The following is an 18,068-nucleotide window of genomic DNA, read 5'->3' on the forward strand; positions in this document are numbered from 1 at the left end:
TTTTAGCATCACGCGGATAATTTGTTGAAACCGCGCCGAGAATAGATTATTTATGAAGTCAGATTGCAGTACGATTCACGCTTCTGACGTGACCCTTTTATTCGTACGCTAGAAAAATAATGCATGGAAGTATCTGATTTATGGAAAAGAAAACACTGTTAACCCATTGTTCTGACGCACCGGGTTTGATCTCAAAAATCACCAATATCTGTTATAAGCATCAGCTGAATATCGTTCATAATAACGAGTTTGTTGATAACACCAGTGGGCACTTTTTCATGAGAACCGAGTTGGAGGGATACTTCAACGATCAAACGCTACTCGCCGATTTAGACCAAGCACTGCCACAAGGTGCAAAACGTAAACTTATTAGCTCTCGCCGCAAACGCATCGTCATTCTAGTAACCAAAGAAGCGCACTGTCTGGGTGATATTCTGATGAAGACTTACGATGGCAGCTTAGATGTTGAAATTGCTGCGGTAGTTGGTAACTACGACAAACTGCAAACACTCACGGAGCGTTTTGATATTCCTTACCATCACGTTACTCACGAAGATCTTAGCCGTGAAGAGCACGAGCAGAAGATGCTTGAAGTGATTGATCAATATGATGCCGATTATCTAGTTCTTGCGAAATACATGCGTGTTCTCACTCCGACTTTCGTAGAGAAATACCGTCATAAGATCATCAACATCCACCACAGTTTCTTACCCGCTTTCATCGGTGCAAAGCCATATCAGCAGGCTTACGACCGCGGTGTGAAGATCATCGGTGCTACGGCGCACTTCGTGACAAATGACTTGGATGAAGGTCCAATCATCAAGCAGGACGTTATTCCAGTGGATCACACGTTCAGCGCACAAGATATGGCGCAAGCGGGTCGTGATGTAGAAAAGAACGTATTGAGCAAGGCTTTGAATAAAGTGATCAATGACCACGTTTTTGTTTACGGCAATAAGACGGTTATTCTTTAAGTTCATCGCATTTGAAAAAAGAAAGGGTTGCTCATTTGGCAACCCTTTCTTCTTTATAGTTGCTCAGAGCTCACTTAATCAGCCTGCTCAGACTCCACAATACGCTTGAGTGAATGCGGGTGCAGCTTGATGCAAATGCCTTGATACTTAAACGCCACGGTTGGGTTGTTCAAGCGTTCGCCTTCCCCTTTAGGACTCGACAGTTTGATCTTCACACCTAGCTCTTCTAACTCCTCAAAACGCGCGCCAAACGCTGGGTAAGTGTGTTTCAAATCAGCAAGAAACTCATCTGCGGTATCGGCGTGAGATGGAATCACGAACTCCACATGCTCCCAACTTTCGCTTGGGTAGATTTTGCCTTCCGCAGGGTATGGCAGCTCAAGACACTCAATCTTCCAACCACGGCTTTCCAACGCTTTGTCGAATTCGATAACAATAATTGGGCGACCGTTAATTTTCGCTTGTGAAATCACCTTACCGTATTGATTCCATGCTTCATGCGCGGCTTTCGCTGTTTCAGTATCATTAATACGCAGCGCAATATGGTCAGCTTGAGCAAAGCTCAGATCCAGTTTTAACAGGGATGCAAGCTCTTCAATCTTCGCCATAAATGCATCCAGATCTTGGATCATCAATTCAGGCGCTAGGCGTTTTTCAACTAGTTGAGTCGTCATTGTGGCTCTCTTATGGGGCGATTTATCTCATTACTCTGAGCGCAATAGTAAACGCAAACCAAGCCACATTTCCATTCAATCGAAAAAGTATAAATTTCCCCAATTCCTCTCTGTATGAAAAGCAATAAAGTTGTTATCATTAGCCCCATTTTTGTGAACTCCAACAGAACTCGGCACTTACTTCGCCGAGTTCTTCGTCCTTGAATTGAAGGAAACGCGTGTGAATATCCAAGCACTTATTAATGACAAAGTATCTCAGGCTCTAGAAGCCGCTGGCGCACCTGCAGGCAGTCCTGCGGCAGTACGCCAATCAGCAAAGCCACAATTTGGTGACTACCAAGCAAACGGCGTAATGGGCGTTGCTAAAAAACTGGGTACTAACCCACGAGAATTTGCACAGAAAGTACTGGATGTTCTAGACCTAGACGGTATTGCGAGCAAGACAGAAATCGCAGGTCCTGGTTTCATCAACATTTTCCTAAGCGAAGAGTTCCTAGCAAAACAAGCGGAAGCAGCATTGGCTGACTCACGTCTTGGCGTTGCGGCAGACGAAGCTCAAACTATCGTTGCTGACTACTCTGCACCAAACGTTGCTAAAGAAATGCACGTTGGTCACCTACGTTCAACCATCATCGGTGATGCAGTAGTACGTACTCTTGAGTTCCTAGGTCACAAAGTGATCCGTGCGAACCACATCGGTGACTGGGGTACTCAGTTCGGTATGCTTATCGCAAACCTTGAGCGTGTACAACAAGAGTCTGGCGAAGTTTCTATGGAGCTGGCTGACCTTGAAGGCTTCTACCGTGAGTCTAAGAAACTATACGACGAAGACGAAGAATTCGCAGTGAAAGCACGTAACTACGTTGTGAAACTGCAAAGCGGCGACGAGTTCTGCGCAGAAATGTGGAAGAAGCTGGTTGACGTAACCATGATCCAAAACCAGCGTAACTACGATCGTCTAAACGTATCTCTATCTCGTGATGACGTAATGGGCGAGAGCATGTACAACGACATGCTACCTAAGATCGTAGCAGACCTTAAAGCACAAGGTCTTGCGGTTGAAGATGACGGCGCGCAAGTTGTGTTCCTTGAAGAATTCAAGAACAAAGACGGCGAAGCGATGGGCGTTATCGTTCAGAAACGCGACGGCGGCTTCCTATACACAACGACGGACATCGCATGTGCGAAATACCGTTACGAAGAACTAGGCGCAGACCGCGTACTTTACTTCATCGACTCTCGTCAGCACCAACACCTAATGCAAGCTTGGACTATCGTTCGTAAAGCGGGTTACGTGCCAGAGTCAGTATCTCTTGAGCACCACGCGTTTGGTATGATGCTAGGTAAAGATGGTAAGCCATTCAAGACTCGTGCAGGTGGTACGGTTCGTCTTGCTGATCTTCTTGATGAAGCAGAAGTTCGTGCAGCACAGCTGATCGAATCTAAGAACCCAGAACTAGCAGAAGACGAGAAGAAAGCGATCGCGAACACAGTTGCAATGGCAGCGGTTAAATACGCAGACCTTTCTAAGCACCGTACTACGGACTACGTGTTCGATTGGGACAACATGCTAGCGTTCGAAGGTAACACTGCACCGTACATGCAATACGCTTACACTCGCGTAGCATCTGTATTCGCTAAAGCTGGCGTTTCTATGAATGATCTACAAGGTGAAATTAAGATCACTGACGAGAAAGAAAAAGCGCTTATCGCAAAACTTATGCAGTTCGAAGAAGCGGTTCAATCTGTTGCTCGCGAAGGTCAACCACACATCATGTGTAGCTACCTATTCGAACTAGCAGGTCAGTTCTCTAGCTTCTACGAAGCGTGCCCTATCCTAGTTGCTGAAGACGAAGCAGTGAAACAAAGCCGTCTGAAACTGGCAGCCCTAACAGCGAAGACCATCAAGCAAGGTCTGTCTCTACTAGGTATTGATACTCTAGAGCGTATGTAAACGATTCGAGAATCGAGACGATTTAGAAAGGTTGGCGTGAAAGCGTCAACCTTTTGTTTTATCTGGCGTATACTGATGTCATTCAATTCAAATCGGATAATATAATGAGTTTTGAACTGCACCCTCAATTGGCAAAAGACACTACCGTTATCGGTCACTTCCCACTGTGTGTGGCGCTTCTGCATAAAGACAATGCCGTGCCATGGGTTATCTTGGTACCAAAACGTGCAAACCTAAAAGAGCTTCACCACTTGCCAATGAAAGAACAGCAACAGTTTTTGCTAGAGTCTCAGGCAGTAAGCCAAGCACTAGAAGCAACATTCCGTCCAGACAAGTTAAACCTAGGCGCACTAGGTAACATGGTGCCTCAGCTACACATTCACCATATTGCTCGCTTCAAAGGTGACGTAGCATGGCCGGGACCAGTTTGGGGCAACACCAAAGGTGAATTCCGTACAGAAGAAGAGCAAAACGAATTGCTTGGCCGTATTAAAAACGTGCTATCACTGAGCTCTATTTTCCAAAAAGCATAGCCGCTGCCAGCGAAAATAATTCGCCTTTGAATACGGCTGAAACAGACAGAGAAAGATTAATACGCATTTGTAACAATCTTTCTCATTTTTCTAGGATTATCACTAAAATAAAACTTGTTTAGACTGCCAACTCAGTTAGAGAGGGTCATCATGAAACAAGTCTTCAACACATTCCGATACGTCAGTTGGATCGCCATCATCTGTTCTATGGCTGCTTCATTCTTGCTTTTTCTTATGGGCGCAGCAAAAACCTATTCGGCATTTGCGGTCTTCATTCTTAATCAAACACCTCCAGAAGCACTCGCACATTTAGATAAAGCAGACATCGCGATCGCATATTTGATCAAATCACTGGATACGTTTCTTGTCGCACTAGTTTTGTTCATCTTTGCTCACGGCATCTACACACTGTTTATTTCCAACAAAGCTAAAGCGAAAACACAAGAACCGTCGGTTTTGCATTGGATCAGAACCCCAAACATCGGTCACCTAAAAAACATTTTGGCTGAAGTCATCATCGTGATCTTGTTTGTGAAGTTCTTAGAGCTCGTGCTGATTAACTTCGACAGCTTAGATTGGACGATCTTAACATTACCTATTTCGATTTTAGTTTTAAGTCTTGGTTTGAAGTTCCTAGGGTTAGGCGCGACTAAACACTCTGAAGAGCATTAATTTCGCTGTATTCACAAACAATAACCAGCAAAAGAAAAGCCGCATCATTGCTGATGCGGCTTTGTCGTTTTTACGTAATAACTTTTTAGGTGACTAATTTTGACAATCGCTACATGGTGACTGTCAAAGACAAACCATCTTGTTTAGTCACTGAGTAGCGAACACGAGTCACGTCATGAGCTTTATTAGTGTCGACTAGGCGGCTAATTTTGCCCTTCTTAATCCACACGTTTAACATCGCGTCGGCGCCATCTTCACTCATCCCAAACTGTTTAGCCAGATCTGACTGGGAGACGGTTCCTTTGTCTGCAATGTATTGATAAAGCTCTTTTAAAATCATGCTACTTGCGCCTCTAATGCACCGTTTTGTTTCTTACCAACTTGTTTGAACACGCGGTAGGTACCAAAGAAGATAGCAACGATCACAGCCATCCAAATACCACTTGTCACTGGGCTATCTGCGAAATGCGTCAATTGGTTGTAGAACGTCGCACATAGGTAAGCCAAGCCCATTGTCCAAACCGCGATAAAGCGTGCGAACTTATGACCAAACTCACGTACGTAAGCACCCATCGCCGCCACACAAGGTGTGTACAGTAGGATAAAGATTAGGTAAGCAAATGCGGCATTGCCAGAAGCAAACTGCGATTTGATGTTACCGAAGATAGAAGCATCGACTTCTTGTTCTTCTGCAACTGCATTTGAGTCAGTTAAGTCACCCACTTCAATGCCTAGTGGATCTGAGTAGCTCAAACCGGCTAGGTTTTCAGGGATACTCATTACTGCCTCTTCTAGGCTGCCCATTAGGTCAAATTCTGCGTCTTCACCATCGCTTGGTGTTGTGTATAGGCTGTTAAGCGTACCAACTACCGCCTCTTTTGCGAAGATACCGGTAATGATACCTACCGTCGCCGGCCAGTTGTCTTCTTGAACACCGATTGGCGCGAATACTGGAGTCACAACTTGCGCTGCTTTAGAAAGCACAGAGTTTTCGCTGTCTTCGTTACCAAAGCTGCCATCAGTACCCAATGAGTTGAAGAAACTCAGAATAGCAACAACGATAACGATGGTTTTACCTGCACCAAGAACGAAGCGCTTTAGCTTTTGCCAAGTTTTGATCACCACGTTTTGTAACGTTGGAAGCTCATAGTCAGGCATTTCCATTACTAGGCTGTCACTGCTACCTGGGTAAAGCGTGTGCTTAAGGAAAAGCCCCGTGAAGATCGCTGCCACAATACCAAGTAGGTAAAGTGCGAATACAATGTTCTGACCAGAACCTGGGAAGAATGCCGCAGCGAAGAGTGCGTATACTGGTAGACGAGCACCACATGACATAAATGGCGCCATAGATGCAGCTAGTTTACGCTCACGTTCTTGGTCTAGAGTACGGGTTGCCATGATTGACGGTACGTTACAGCCAAAACCAAGAACAAGCGGTACGAATGCTTTGCCTGGTAAACCAATCTTCTGCATCACTTTATCTAGTACGAATGCGGCACGAGCCATGTAGCCTGAGCTTTCTAGTACCGCTAAGAACAAGTACAAACACGCGATAACTGGAATAAAGGTTGCAACCGTTTGGATACCACCACCAATACCATCAGCAAGCACCGTCACTAACCACACAGGCAAATGACCGTCTAACAAGTGGTGTCCACCATCAACCAACAGAGCACCGACACCGATATCAAAGAAGTCGATGAACGCACTACCAATGTTGATAGAGAACATGAACATTAGGTACATAACAATGAAGAAGAATGGAATGCCCACCCACTTGTTCAAGATAAATTGGTCTAGCTTTTCAGTCACACTGCGACTTAGCTTGCCCTCACTGCGACGTACTTTCTTACACTCTTCATGAAGGTGTGTGTATTTTGTATCTGCAACATGTAAGTCAACATCAAGCTCAAGTTCTGCAATTGTGTTTTCAACGCTATTGCGATCAGCATCCGACATGCTGTTAAGAACCAGTGCATCTTTTTCCAGTGCACGAATTGCTAGAGCACGGTTAGAAACGGTTTGATCATTGAAAAGAGCCGAAACGTTGTTGATCGCCGCTTCCATTTGTTCGCCGTAATTCAAAGCGATGTCTTTTAGTGCAACACCTTGAACCACTGACTTGTGCAACTTCTCTTTAAATTCTGCAACTTGTGCTTTATTTGTCGCTGATAGGCTAACGACTGGACAACCCAAGGTTTTTTCTAGTTCTGCAACATTGATGACTTGGCGTTCACGCTTCAGTGCGTCCATTTTGTTTAATACAACAATCATAGGACGACCAAGTTCACGCAGTTGTAGCGTCATGTATAAGCTGCGCTCAAGACTCGTTGCGTCTACTACGTTGATAATCAGATCAGCAGGGTGCGTCAAAACCGCACGCGACGCGATAGATTCGTCGATACTATTACTGTCATTGCCACTGTCGAGAGAGTAGATACCCGGAAGGTCCGTCAGAAGAAATTCATCACCAGCATGTTTGAACTGACCGGTTTTCTTTTCAACCGTTACACCAGCCCAGTTACCAACTTGTTGTTTTGCACCAGTCAGGCCATTAAAAAGTGTGGTTTTACCGCTGTTTGGGTTACCAACAGTAAGAATTTGGTATTGCATTATGCTCGCTCCACTTCGATGTTTTGCGCAATAGTTTCTCGTAATGCAACAGAAACACCACGAACTTCAACTTGCAGTGGGTCTCCCATTGGTGCACGTCGAATAACTTTAACCTCAGTATTAGGAAGTAGTCCCATTACCATTAGCTTTTTTCTGACGTCCGACGTAAGTCCTTCTAACAACCGAATTGTCACTGTTTCGCCAGGTTTGATTTCTGATAGCTTCATAGTGGCCCTTAAGAGTAGTGCAAATGATAAATATTATTATTAATAGTATAGGGCGCTAATGTTACTCTTCTATACCCTCTCATTCATTGTGTGAAATCAAAGATTTCATTAATGCTTTTGGCGAAATCTAACGTCAACTCCGTTAATTAATTTCACGTCATTTTCGTCAAAATTGAATATTTTCAGACAAATGCAAATTAACACAAGCGTAACATTTGCAGTTTCGAAAAATTAAAAAATCAATAAATTCAGCACCTTAAATAGAAAAAGGCAACTTGTCGCTTTTCTCACATAAAGCTGTCGTTATTTTTATAAGAAAAATAAGTAAGGTCTCGTATAGTTAACCCATCGAGAGACAACAGCCTCTCAAAAGAATTCCAGAGGTGGCATGGCAACATGTCACTCCGGCAGCAAGCGAAGGTGTCATTGACACCCGTGGTATAGTCCCCCCGGCTATACCACGATATTTTTTTTCTTCTCTTTCTTCATTCGCTTCTCAATTAAGTCCCAATAATTCTTAAACGTTTTACTCGAACAAATCCCTGTTATTCTCATTATCTATCACAACACTATATCGCCATTGTGCTGCACGTACTCTGCGTTATATAGCTCGAGCCCTTTATCACGCATCACGCATCACGCATCACGCATCACGCCAGACTAAATGTCATTCCCTTGTGTCCAGAATCTATATTGAGCTCTTTACGATACCGTTTACCTTACAGACGTAAAAAAGCCCAACGCTAAGGCTGGGCTCGGTAATGTCGAATTAAGAGCTAGAGGCTTGTTTGGCTCTCTTGAGTCATTGCGAACTTAGAAGGTGGCAGCCCGAAATGTAGCTTAAACTTCTGGCTAAAGTACGACGGGTCATTAAAGCCGCAGTTAAAGGCAACTTCACTGATCTTCTCACCAGCGAGCAATTGTTCACATGCGGTTTCCAACCTAACTTCCGTTAAGTAGTCTTTCAATGTTCGTGAAGAAGCAGATTTAAATCGTCGTTGTAGGCTTCTTTCTGACATATAGAGCATCTTCGCTGCAGACGCTGTACCAAATTCTGGGTCGTGATAATGTTCTGCGACAAGTTGATACACTTTCATCAACCATTCTTGTTCCGGCGATGTATCTTGCTGTGGTTTCTCTACTTCTGCAAACTCCGGCAAGACCTCTTCGACATGACTCGGTTCTTGAGCACATGGCCACGTGATTTCAATTTTATTTTGAGCATCCGACGCAAACATAGATAAATGACCACCGCTGACCGCCACCAATTGAGGCAAATTATCCATACTTAAATCAACATTGCTGCTGTTTGATGGTCGCATCGTCGAAGCCTTACTCGGTAACTGGGTACCATGATCGATAAAACTTAACGAGACAATGTCATTCCCCTCCTCCAATACCAACTTAACCGACTGCCCTCTAAAAGAGCGTTTAATAATATTGGCGAAGATGCTGTTAAAAATGACATCAAGATTAAAGCTTTCGAGTGAAATACGGCTCGCTTTGTTGTCATCTTCTAACTCAACACTAATGCCAGCTTTAGTGAAGTCCTCTCGCCACACATCAACGACGGACTGGGTAATCTGGCTTAAGTTATAGTTTTGACTACCATTGCTGGTATCTTCTGGTGAGCTCTTAAGCTCGTTCAATTGCCAATAGGTTTTAGAAAGGTGATCTTGAGTTACTGAATCTAAATCCAGTGGAAGCTTATGGGCAATCGAATCCACACTAGATTTAATTGATTGTGCGACATGGTCCACCAGCAAGTTTCTCACTTGAATTTGCTTTCTAAGCTGTTGATTGCTCGTCAATAGAACTCGACTTTGATGACGTAACTGATTGGTTTTTAATGTCACCTGCGCCGCTAGATCACGGTTCGCTTGCAATACAAATCGCGAACGCCAGTACATCAGGAGTGCTAACGTTGCGATCGTAATTAACGTAAATCCAGATATTGCCAACTTTGACAAATACCAAGGCTTGAGTACCGTAAACTTAGATTCAAGTCCAATCAAACCAGAGGCGAGCTGTGAGTCATTACTTACTTGAAGGTGATAATCTCCGGAATTTAAGTGCTCTAGTGTTAACTGTCCACCTTCCAGAGATTGCCATTGTTCACTCTCATTCAAGCGATAGTAGAGGTTTTGGTTATCTGGTTTTGGCATCACACCAAACAAGAAACTCAATGAAGACCCATAAGGCAACTTCATATCTTCTAAGTCAGAGCTTCCTACTTGAACAACATCATTTTCCAACATGACTTGGCTAACAATAAGTTTGGACTCTGGCGTATTAGACACTAGCAGTTTTGATGAATCAGCTTTCACTAAACCGTATTGAGATCCAAAGATAAGTTGGCGGTCACTATCCTCTGAACGTCGAATCAGATTACAAACGCCTGGAAGAAATTCATTATTAATTAAACCTGAAGAAGAGGAATAGTGCTTCATCAACTGACCGGAGAGATGGTAATAGCTTAACCCTACCGATGAAGCGAGCCAAACCCCTTCAGAATCACTCAGTAAACAAGTGGGCCGAGAGTTTGAAACACTCATTTCCATCACCTGCTTTTCGTTACGACCCGGGATGGTTCGAAAAACACCGTAAGCAGATGCAAACCACTGGGAGCCATCATTAGCAGTAATGATATCAAGCGACTCTCCGTACTTTTCAGAGAAACGGTTAAAACGAATCCGCTCTCCATCATACTCATAGACACCGTGATCGGTACCAATCAGCAGCAACTCTTCTTTGTCATACAAACGAGTAATTTTGGCAGGTAGATACTGACTCACTAACCAGTCACTGCCAAAGTTACGCATTTCTTGCTTTTCAGCGTCGATATTAAACAGTTGATAACCACTTGATACCCACAATCGGCTCGCCCCGTCAGCCACAATATGCTCAATGGCTCGTCCTGCAATGACTTGCAAATACGGGAAGGTCATTGGGGTTAAGTTCTCAAGATCGAATATCTCAAGGCCATTTGCTGTCGCTATCCATAACTTATCACCTTGAAAAGCGAACTCATTAATCTGAGAAGATAAATCTAAAACCTCACTAATTGCCTTGGGTCCTGAGCGATAAAGCTTATGATCATCAGCAAACCAAAGCGCACCATCAGGTCCCGTCAACGTTTGGCGGATTCGCCCAGAAAGTGTCAATTGATCGTAACTACTGAACGTTGTTCGCTCGAATTTTTTACTAAATAATGAGTAATAACGAATACCTTGGTTGGTAGCAATCCACATACCGCCCATGTTGTCGTTCAATAACGAGTAGATCTTAGTGGTCGCTAATTCCAGCTCAAGGAAGCTTGCCGGGGTGACTTGAGTTACATCTCCGCTTAAGAACGAATACAAATAAAGCCCTTGCTCCGTTCCGACCCAATACTCTTGGTTGGTTTCTGCAAATGTAAGAACGTGAGATGTACCAATTCGAATGACAGGTTTAGCTGGTTCGGAGATATTAAAAATCAGCGCGCCTTTTAGCGTTCCGACCAGAATCTCTCGACGAGTATGTGAGTAATACACTTTTTCTATGTAGTGTTTACCCGACGAAACAACATGGTTGAACTTGCTCCCCTCTGATAGATATACACCTGATGTCGTCGCTAACGCCCACTTCGTTTCGACGAAAATGGCGTCATTAATATAGACGTAACTGTTGTTACTATGCTGATAGAGTTGCAGTAAAGAGAAGGAGTTAAGTTCACTGGTTTCAATATTGTAGGTATAGAAATGCGCGCCGTCACTAACCCAGATAAAATTGCCAGATGAGCCAATCTTACGAATTTGAGAACCAGGATTGAGACTAAAGACCAAGCGACGTTCTTGGTTAGGGTAAGTCTGATATACCTCGTTTTCGATAAACGTCCAGAATGAGCCTTTGTGGTATGCCAGTTGTTCTACTTTCGCTCGTAGAAAACTGCCTGATTTTGGCAAAGTGGTTTGCCCATCATAAAACAGCACCCGTCCGTGGACATCGTGAATCCAAAGCCCACCATGCTCACCCGGGAACAATTTTTTTGCCGCAATAAAAGTCCCCTTAACCTGATTTGGCAAAGGGTAAAAGATCGCATTCGCTTCACTTGAAGCAAACGCTTGAAATGAGAGGATAAAAGCCCAGAAAAAGAGGGCTAATTGGCGCAGCAAGATAAAATCCTTACATGTATCAATACGTGCGACTCATGGTTCACTCATGCCTTCCATAGCTAAGTGTCTATATGGTTATTTTGAGCCGCTAATTATTGATAATGATATCTCAAATCCTTTGATAGAAAAGACTCACTGCGCTTAAGGTTTGTAATTCTTACTGCCAGATCACGTTAAAAACGTATTCCGTGTAGAGAAGCACAACACAATTGTTACTTTTCGCTCAAACATTGACTAAAGCTGTTGGACATTCCTTTAAGAAATTCGAAGTAACTTCCAGATTTCACCTCAACCTCACTACCTAGCGGATCAAGAACACCTGAACGAACGTTACTGCCGCGCATCACACTCTCAATAACCGCCGGAGTAAACTGAGGCTCAGAGAACACGCACGCTACATCACCGGTTCCCAACGTTTTACGGATACGAATCAGTGTTTTTGCACCAGGTTTACGGTCTGGTGAAACGGTGAAGTGACCCATTTGATTCAAACCATAACGCTCTTCAAAATACCCATAAGCATCATGGAATACGAAGTAACCTTTATCTTTGACTGGAGCAAGCTGCTGTTTAATCTCAGAATCAGTCGCGTTCAACTTTACTTCAAATTTCTTCAGGTTGTTGGCGTACGTATCGGCATGTACTGGATCAACTTCCGCTAACTTGTGTGCAATTGCATTAGCGACCTGTTGTACTGTTTCAACACCCAACCAAAAATGAGGATCATGTGTACCATGGTCATGACCATCGTGATCATGAGAATGCTCGCTACCAAACTCTCGCAGCGACAAACCTGGAATTTGGCTTAGCGTTAGTGTGTTCCCTCTATCTGTCACCACTTTTTCAAGGAATGGTTCGAGGTCGTGCCCATACCAAATCACCAGATCCGCTGCTGCTACTTTCTGGACATCAGAAGGGCGCAACGCGTAATCATGCGGAGATGCATTGTTTTGTAGCAATACGTCCGGAGCCGTTACGCCTTCAGTAAGCTCGGTCGTGATCATTTGAATTGGTTTGATACTGGTTAACACAGTTACCGCGTGAGCAGGTAACGTTAATATTGCTGAGACAGCAAGAATAATAGCTCTTTTCATAGTTTTACTTGGGGTATGGCGTGGAAAGTGAGATAATGTTACATTATAACATTATTATTTTGCAAATGAGTTTCATTCATGTCTTCACTAGTCCGTCTTGAGCAACTGTGCGTCGAGTTTGACGAACGCAGAGTTCTCGACAATATCACTATGGAATTAGAAAAGGGCAAGATCACCACCCTAATTGGTCCCAACGGAGCGGGAAAATCGACATTAGTTAAAGTCATTCTAGGTCTCCAAAAACCGACCAGCGGTAAGTTAACGAAGCAACGTAAACTGAAAATTGGTTATGTTCCTCAGAAACTGAAACTCAACGATTCACTGCCACTCAATGTCATTCGCTTTTTGAACCTTGCTGGCAAGTATAGCAAGCAGGAATGTCTCGATGCGCTACGCCTTGTTGGAGCTGAGCACCTCATCGCAAGTAACATGCACCGTCTATCTGGCGGAGAGAACCAACGAGTATTGCTCGCACGCGCCCTACTACAACGTCCAGAATTGTTGGTATTAGATGAACCCGCTCAAGGGGTCGATGTTCAAGGTCAGATCGATCTCTATGACTTAATTGAGAGCATCCGCCACCGATTTGAGTGCGGTGTGTTCATGGTGTCTCATGACTTGCACTTAGTGATGGCTAAAACTGACGATGTGATTTGCTTGCATCATCATGTGTGCTGCTCTGGCTCACCGGCAACCATCACCCAGCACCCTTCTTACATTGCGCTGTTTGGTAATGCGACTCGAGAATCTCTGGCTTTTTACCATCATGATCATGAGCATCACCACCACGATTTAGCGGGTTCACCAGTCACTGGCGATGCTACATCTTGTTCAAACCATTCTCACGGACATCATCATCATGATTGAGTTTTTATTGCCTTCAATTCTGGCTGGTATTGGTATTGCGCTCATCGCAGGTCCACTTGGCTCATTCGTGGTTTGGCGAAAAATGGCTTACTTTGGCGATACCCTTGCTCACGCCTCGTTAATGGGGTTAGCGCTGGGCTTTTTACTCAATGTGAACCTATATCTTGCGCTACTAGTTTGCTGTTTAGCGTTAGCGGTCCTGCTTGTGACTCTGCAAAAACAACAGCTTGTGGCGACAGATACCTTGCTTGGTATTTTGGCGCACAGTGCACTGTCCATTGGTTTAGTGTCCGTCAGTTTCTTAGACAACGTTCGCGTAGATCTTATGAGCTACCTATTCGGTGACTTGCTTGCGGTCTCGCCACAAGATCTGATGTTCATCTACGCTGGTGTTGTTGCTGTAAGTGCGTGTTTGTACATCTTTTGGCGCCCACTGCTCTCCAGCACAGTCAGCGAAGAGCTTGCCGCCGTGGAGGGCGTGAATACCGATCTAGTGCGTTTGGTATTAATGCTGATGGTGGGTGTGGTCATAGCAGTAGGTATGAAGTTTGTTGGCGCATTGATCATGACTTCTCTACTGATTATCCCTGCAGCCACTGCGCGTAAAGTTTCCTCATCACCAGAGCAAATGGCATTGTTTGCCTCGATTATCGGTTCGATTGCAGTGTTAATGGGGTTAAGCCTATCTTGGCACTTCGATACGCCAGCAGGTCCTTCTGTTGTCATTAGTGCAACATTCCTGTTTATGCTTAGCCAATTGATTAGACGTAAAGCCTAATGTACTGATAGAAAAAGAAAAGCCTGCGAAATCGCAGGCTTTTTTGATGCTTTTGTAATGGTTTGGTTGATTACCAACCTGTCACTTCACGTAGACCTTTGCCAATCTCTGCTAGAGATTTCACAGTCTTAACGCCAGCCGCTTCTAGTGCTGCGAATTTGTCTTCAGCAGTACCTTTGCCACCAGAGATAATCGCACCAGCGTGACCCATACGTTTACCAGGAGGAGCCGTTACACCAGCAATGTAAGAAACCACTGGCTTCGTTACGTTTTCTTTGATGTAAGCAGCAGCTTCTTCTTCCGCAGTACCGCCAATTTCACCAATCATTACGATTGCTTCAGTTTCTGGGTCTTCTTGGAAAAGTTTAAGGATATCGATAAAGTTTGAACCAGGAATTGGGTCACCACCGATACCAACACACGTTGATTGACCGAAGCCTTCATCCGTTGTTTGCTTAACCGCTTCGTACGTTAGAGTACCTGAACGAGAAACGATACCTACTTTACCTTTCTTGTGAATATGACCAGGCATGATACCGATCTTACATTCATCAGGTGTGATAACACCCGGACAGTTTGGACCGATCATGCGAACGCCAGTTTCTTCTAGCTTCACTTTAACATCGATCATATCTGTTGTTGGGATGCCTTCCGTGATGGTCACGATAAGCTCAATACCCGCATCAATCGCTTCTAGGATTGCATCTTTACAGAATGGCGCTGGCACGTAGATTACTGTTGCTGTTGCGCCAGTCACTTCGACTGCTTCACGTACAGTGTTGAATACAGGAAGACCAAGGTGAGTTTGACCACCTTTACCTGGAGATACACCACCAACCATTTGTGTACCGTAAGCAATTGCCTGCTCTGAGTGGAAAGTACCTTGACCACCCGTGAAGCCCTGACAGATTACTTTAGTGTCTTTGTTAATTAGTACAGACATTATTTAGCCTCCGCAGCAGCAACAACTTTCTGAGCAGCATCTGTTAGCGACTCAGCAGCAATGATATCAACATCAGAATTAGCAAGAACTTCGCGACCTAGGTCAGCGTTAGTACCTTCAAGACGAACAACAACAGGTACCGTTACACCAACTTCTTTCACTGCACCAATGATGCCTTCTGCGATCATGTCACAACGAACGATACCGCCGAAGATGTTGACTAGAACTGCTTTCACGTTGTCATCAGATAGGATGATCTTGAACGCTTCCGCTACACGCTCTTTTGTTGCACCGCCACCTACGTCTAGGAAGTTAGCCGGCTTGCCACCGTGTAGGTTTACGATGTCCATTGTACCCATCGCCAGACCTGCACCATTAACCATACAGCCAACGTTGCCGTCTAGTGCTACGTAGTTCAGTTCCCACTGAGCTGCGTGCGCTTCACGCTCATCTTCTTGTGAAGGATCGTGCATTTCACGAAGCTTAGGCTGACGGTATAACGCGTTTGAGTCGATGTTGATCTTACCGTCAAGACACAGCAGGTTGCCTTCGCCAGTAATAACCAGTGGGTTGATCTCTAGTAGCGCTAGGTCGTACTGAGAGAACATAGTGCCAAGACCCATGAAGATCTTAACGAATTGTTTGATTTGGTCACCTTCAAGACCAAGTTTGAACGCGAGCTCACGACCTTGGTAAGCCTGAGGACCTACTAGTGGATCGATTGCTGCTTTGTGGATTAGCTCCGGTGTTTCTTCCGCAACTTTTTCGATTTCCACACCACCTTCAGTTGAAGCCATGAATACGATCTTACGGCTTGCACGGTCTACAACCGCACCAAGGTAAAGTTCGTTAGCAATGTTAGATGCTTCTTCTACAAGGATTTTAGTAACAGGCTGACCATTTGCGTCTGTTTGGTAAGTAACCAAGTTCTTACCTAGCCATTTTTGTGCGAATTCTTTTACACCATCTTTTGTATCGTGTAGCTCTACGCCGCCCGCTTTACCGCGACCGCCAGCGTGAACCTGACACTTTACAACTTTCTTTTCAGTAGTGATGCGACCCGCTGCTTCAAAAGCTTCTTGTGGCGTATCACATGCGTAGCCTTCCGGTACAGGCAAACCGAATTCTGCAAACAGCTGTTTGGCTTGGTATTCATGCAAATTCATTTTGATATTCCGTTTGTTTATCCCTTAAGGGATTTATTATTTCCATAACACCACTTCATGCGGTGCGTCTGTAGGGTCTTCTCAAATCAACTGCTTATAGATTATATCGGGGGCAGTTCAAGTGAAGGCCAGACGCTGAGCCAGTCTAGCCTTGGATGCTGTAGGCGTCGAGCTATCAGGGACAACTCGACGTTTTAGCGATATTAAACGTCTAATAACAGACGCGCTGGATCTTCTAGTAGCTCTTTAATGGTTACTAGGAAACCCACTGACTCACGACCATCAATCAAACGGTGATCGTAAGATAGTGCTAGGTACATCATTGGCAAGATTTCTACTTTGCCATCAACCGCCATTGGACGCTCTTGGATCTTGTGCATACCCAAGATTGCTGATTGTGGTGGGTTAATGATTGGCGTAGACATCAATGAACCAAATACACCGCCGTTAGTGATAGTGAAGTTACCGCCCATCAACTCATCCACCGTTAGCTTGCCGTCACGACCTTTGATTGCTAGCTCTTTGATGCCTTTTTCGATGTCAGCAAAACCTAGCGTGTCACAGTCTTTTAGAACTGGCGTCACTAGACCGCGTGGCGTAGAAACCGCCATACTGATATCAAAGTAGTTGTGGTAAACGATGTCATCACCATCAATAGATGCATTCACTTCTGGGTAACGTTTTAGTGCTTCAGTTACTGCTTTCACGTAGAAAGACATGAAGCCAAGACGAGTGCCGTGACGCTCTTCAAACTGGTCTTTGTACTGCTTACGAAGGTCCATGATTGGCTTCATGTTCACTTCGTTAAACGTAGTTAGCATTGCCGTGTTGTTTTTCGCTTCTAGAAGACGATTTGCCACTGTCTTACGTAGACGCGTCATTGGAACACGTTTTTGGCTGCGAGCTGCCGCAGGCGCTTCAACGGCTGCTGTAGCTTCTGCTTTCGGAACTGCTTTTGCGTTTGCAAGGTGCGCTTCGATATCTTCGCGAGTAATGCGACCGCCAACACCAGAGCCTTTCACTTGGCTTGCTTCTAGACCGTGTTCAGCAAGAAGACGACGAACCGCTGGGCTTAACGCATCGTTGCTCTCTTCTGTCAGCGTTGCTTTATGACGCTTGTCAGGAGATGCTTCTTTGTCTTCTGTTGAATCTGTCGTTGGTTCGCCTGCTACGGCACCTGGCTTAAGCTTTGCGATCAACTGCTTAGAAAGTACTGTCGCACCTTCTTCTTCGATAATAGCTTCTAAAACGCCCGCTTCCGGAGCAGGTACTTCAAGCACGACTTTATCAGTTTCGATATCAACCAGAACTTCATCACGCTCGACTACGTCGCCTGGTTGTTTGTGCCATGTCGCTACGGTTGCGTCAGCAACTGATTCAGGTAAATCTGGAACCAGAATTTCAATTGTCATATCTGTT

At 44.6% G+C, this 18,068-nt stretch carries 15 protein-coding genes; 6 read left to right on the top strand and 9 right to left on the bottom strand.

Annotated elements, in window-relative coordinates:
- The first annotated feature begins 140 nt into the window (after nucleotides 1-140).
- Nucleotides 141-974, top strand: a complete 834-nt coding sequence (gene purU / locus QMY49_RS10440; protein WP_005428723.1) for a formyltetrahydrofolate deformylase — start codon at nucleotides 141-143, stop codon at nucleotides 972-974.
- A 74-nt stretch (nucleotides 975-1,048) separates the two neighbouring features.
- On the opposite strand, the gene QMY49_RS10445 is transcribed toward purU, so the two are convergent.
- Nucleotides 1,049-1,648, bottom strand: coding sequence for a VOC family protein (locus QMY49_RS10445; RefSeq protein ID WP_283311385.1), 600 nt, complete (start codon nucleotides 1,646-1,648; stop codon nucleotides 1,049-1,051).
- A gap of 220 nt (nucleotides 1,649-1,868) precedes the next feature.
- Between QMY49_RS10445 and argS the strand changes: the two genes are divergently transcribed.
- From argS to QMY49_RS10460, 3 genes are all read left to right on the top strand, one after another.
- A complete protein-coding gene (gene argS, locus QMY49_RS10450; protein ID WP_188015346.1) occupies nucleotides 1,869-3,602 on the top strand; it encodes an arginine--tRNA ligase in 1,734 nt (577 codons plus the stop codon).
- Between the two features lie 104 nt (nucleotides 3,603-3,706).
- Entirely contained in the window at nucleotides 3,707-4,135 is a 429-nt protein-coding gene (locus QMY49_RS10455; RefSeq protein WP_188015347.1) for an HIT family protein, read from the top strand.
- 150 nt (nucleotides 4,136-4,285) lie between these two features.
- The gene (locus QMY49_RS10460) at nucleotides 4,286-4,807 is read left to right on the top strand and encodes a YqhA family protein (RefSeq protein WP_005446434.1); all 522 of its coding nucleotides are present in this window, start codon (nucleotides 4,286-4,288) and stop codon (nucleotides 4,805-4,807) included.
- Nucleotides 4,808-4,916: 109 nt separating this feature from the next.
- Here the strand turns inward: QMY49_RS10460 and QMY49_RS10465 are convergent, their stop codons facing one another.
- The 5 genes from QMY49_RS10465 to znuA all read right to left on the bottom strand — a co-directional run bounded on the left by QMY49_RS10465 (nucleotide 4,917) and on the right by znuA (nucleotide 12,895).
- Nucleotides 4,917-5,147 (bottom strand): FeoC-like transcriptional regulator, encoded by a 231-nt coding sequence (locus QMY49_RS10465; RefSeq protein ID WP_005382192.1) that lies wholly within the window; start codon nucleotides 5,145-5,147, stop codon nucleotides 4,917-4,919.
- A complete protein-coding gene (gene feoB, locus QMY49_RS10470) occupies nucleotides 5,144-7,420 on the bottom strand; it encodes a Fe(2+) transporter permease subunit FeoB (protein ID WP_005446432.1) in 2,277 nt (758 codons plus the stop codon). Before feoB ends, QMY49_RS10465 begins: the two co-directional genes overlap by 4 nt.
- The gene (locus QMY49_RS10475; RefSeq protein ID WP_005426705.1) at nucleotides 7,420-7,647 is read right to left on the bottom strand and encodes a FeoA family protein; all 228 of its coding nucleotides are present in this window, start codon (nucleotides 7,645-7,647) and stop codon (nucleotides 7,420-7,422) included. Before QMY49_RS10475 ends, feoB begins: the two co-directional genes overlap by 1 nt.
- A gap of 776 nt (nucleotides 7,648-8,423) precedes the next feature.
- Nucleotides 8,424-11,801 (bottom strand): AraC family transcriptional regulator, encoded by a 3,378-nt coding sequence (locus QMY49_RS10480; protein ID WP_283311393.1) that lies wholly within the window; start codon nucleotides 11,799-11,801, stop codon nucleotides 8,424-8,426.
- 212 nt (nucleotides 11,802-12,013) lie between these two features.
- Nucleotides 12,014-12,895 (bottom strand): zinc ABC transporter substrate-binding protein ZnuA, encoded by an 882-nt coding sequence (gene znuA / locus QMY49_RS10485; RefSeq protein WP_009701938.1) that lies wholly within the window; start codon nucleotides 12,893-12,895, stop codon nucleotides 12,014-12,016.
- Nucleotides 12,896-12,973: 78 nt separating this feature from the next.
- On the opposite strand from znuA, the gene znuC reads away from it, so the two are divergent.
- Together znuC and znuB are read left to right on the top strand one after the other, a co-directional pair.
- Nucleotides 12,974-13,762 (top strand): zinc ABC transporter ATP-binding protein ZnuC, encoded by a 789-nt coding sequence (znuC, locus tag QMY49_RS10490; protein ID WP_283311397.1) that lies wholly within the window; start codon nucleotides 12,974-12,976, stop codon nucleotides 13,760-13,762.
- The gene (gene znuB / locus QMY49_RS10495) at nucleotides 13,755-14,540 is read left to right on the top strand and encodes a zinc ABC transporter permease subunit ZnuB (RefSeq protein WP_009698582.1); all 786 of its coding nucleotides are present in this window, start codon (nucleotides 13,755-13,757) and stop codon (nucleotides 14,538-14,540) included. The genes znuC and znuB overlap by 8 nt, the downstream gene beginning before the upstream one ends.
- A gap of 70 nt (nucleotides 14,541-14,610) precedes the next feature.
- Here znuB and sucD read toward each other — a convergent pair whose 3' ends face one another.
- From sucD to odhB, 3 genes are all read right to left on the bottom strand, one after another.
- The gene (gene sucD / locus QMY49_RS10500; protein ID WP_005436989.1) at nucleotides 14,611-15,483 is read right to left on the bottom strand and encodes a succinate--CoA ligase subunit alpha; all 873 of its coding nucleotides are present in this window, start codon (nucleotides 15,481-15,483) and stop codon (nucleotides 14,611-14,613) included.
- Entirely contained in the window at nucleotides 15,483-16,649 is a 1,167-nt protein-coding gene (sucC, locus tag QMY49_RS10505; RefSeq protein ID WP_005446426.1) for an ADP-forming succinate--CoA ligase subunit beta, read from the bottom strand. Before sucC ends, sucD begins: the two co-directional genes overlap by 1 nt.
- Nucleotides 16,650-16,852: 203 nt before the next feature.
- A complete protein-coding gene (gene odhB, locus QMY49_RS10510) occupies nucleotides 16,853-18,061 on the bottom strand; it encodes a 2-oxoglutarate dehydrogenase complex dihydrolipoyllysine-residue succinyltransferase (protein WP_283311401.1) in 1,209 nt (402 codons plus the stop codon).
- Between the last annotated feature and the right edge of the window lie 7 nt (nucleotides 18,062-18,068).

The sequence above is a fragment of the Vibrio harveyi genome, from assembly GCF_030060435.1.
Taxonomy (GTDB): domain Bacteria; phylum Pseudomonadota; class Gammaproteobacteria; order Enterobacterales; family Vibrionaceae; genus Vibrio; species Vibrio harveyi.

What these genes read in the sequence shown, in the direction of transcription:
- purU (WP_005428723.1), top strand. Translation starts at nt 141, where the DNA reads ATGGAAAAGAAAACACTGTTAACCCATTGTTCTGACGCACCGGGTTTG.
- QMY49_RS10445 (WP_283311385.1), bottom strand. Translation starts at nt 1,648, where the DNA reads ATGACGACTCAACTAGTTGAAAAACGCCTAGCGCCTGAATTGATGATC.
- QMY49_RS10455 (WP_188015347.1), top strand. Translation starts at nt 3,707, where the DNA reads ATGAGTTTTGAACTGCACCCTCAATTGGCAAAAGACACTACCGTTATC.
- QMY49_RS10460 (WP_005446434.1), top strand. Translation starts at nt 4,286, where the DNA reads ATGAAACAAGTCTTCAACACATTCCGATACGTCAGTTGGATCGCCATC.
- QMY49_RS10465 (WP_005382192.1), bottom strand. Translation starts at nt 5,147, where the DNA reads ATGATTTTAAAAGAGCTTTATCAATACATTGCAGACAAAGGAACCGTC.
- feoB (WP_005446432.1), bottom strand. Translation starts at nt 7,420, where the DNA reads ATGCAATACCAAATTCTTACTGTTGGTAACCCAAACAGCGGTAAAACC.
- QMY49_RS10475 (WP_005426705.1), bottom strand. Translation starts at nt 7,647, where the DNA reads ATGAAGCTATCAGAAATCAAACCTGGCGAAACAGTGACAATTCGGTTG.
- znuA (WP_009701938.1), bottom strand. Translation starts at nt 12,895, where the DNA reads ATGAAAAGAGCTATTATTCTTGCTGTCTCAGCAATATTAACGTTACCT.
- znuC (WP_283311397.1), top strand. Translation starts at nt 12,974, where the DNA reads ATGTCTTCACTAGTCCGTCTTGAGCAACTGTGCGTCGAGTTTGACGAA.
- znuB (WP_009698582.1), top strand. Translation starts at nt 13,755, where the DNA reads ATGATTGAGTTTTTATTGCCTTCAATTCTGGCTGGTATTGGTATTGCG.
- sucD (WP_005436989.1), bottom strand. Translation starts at nt 15,483, where the DNA reads ATGTCTGTACTAATTAACAAAGACACTAAAGTAATCTGTCAGGGCTTC.
- sucC (WP_005446426.1), bottom strand. Translation starts at nt 16,649, where the DNA reads ATGAATTTGCATGAATACCAAGCCAAACAGCTGTTTGCAGAATTCGGT.
- odhB (WP_283311401.1), bottom strand. Translation starts at nt 18,061, where the DNA reads ATGACAATTGAAATTCTGGTTCCAGATTTACCTGAATCAGTTGCTGAC.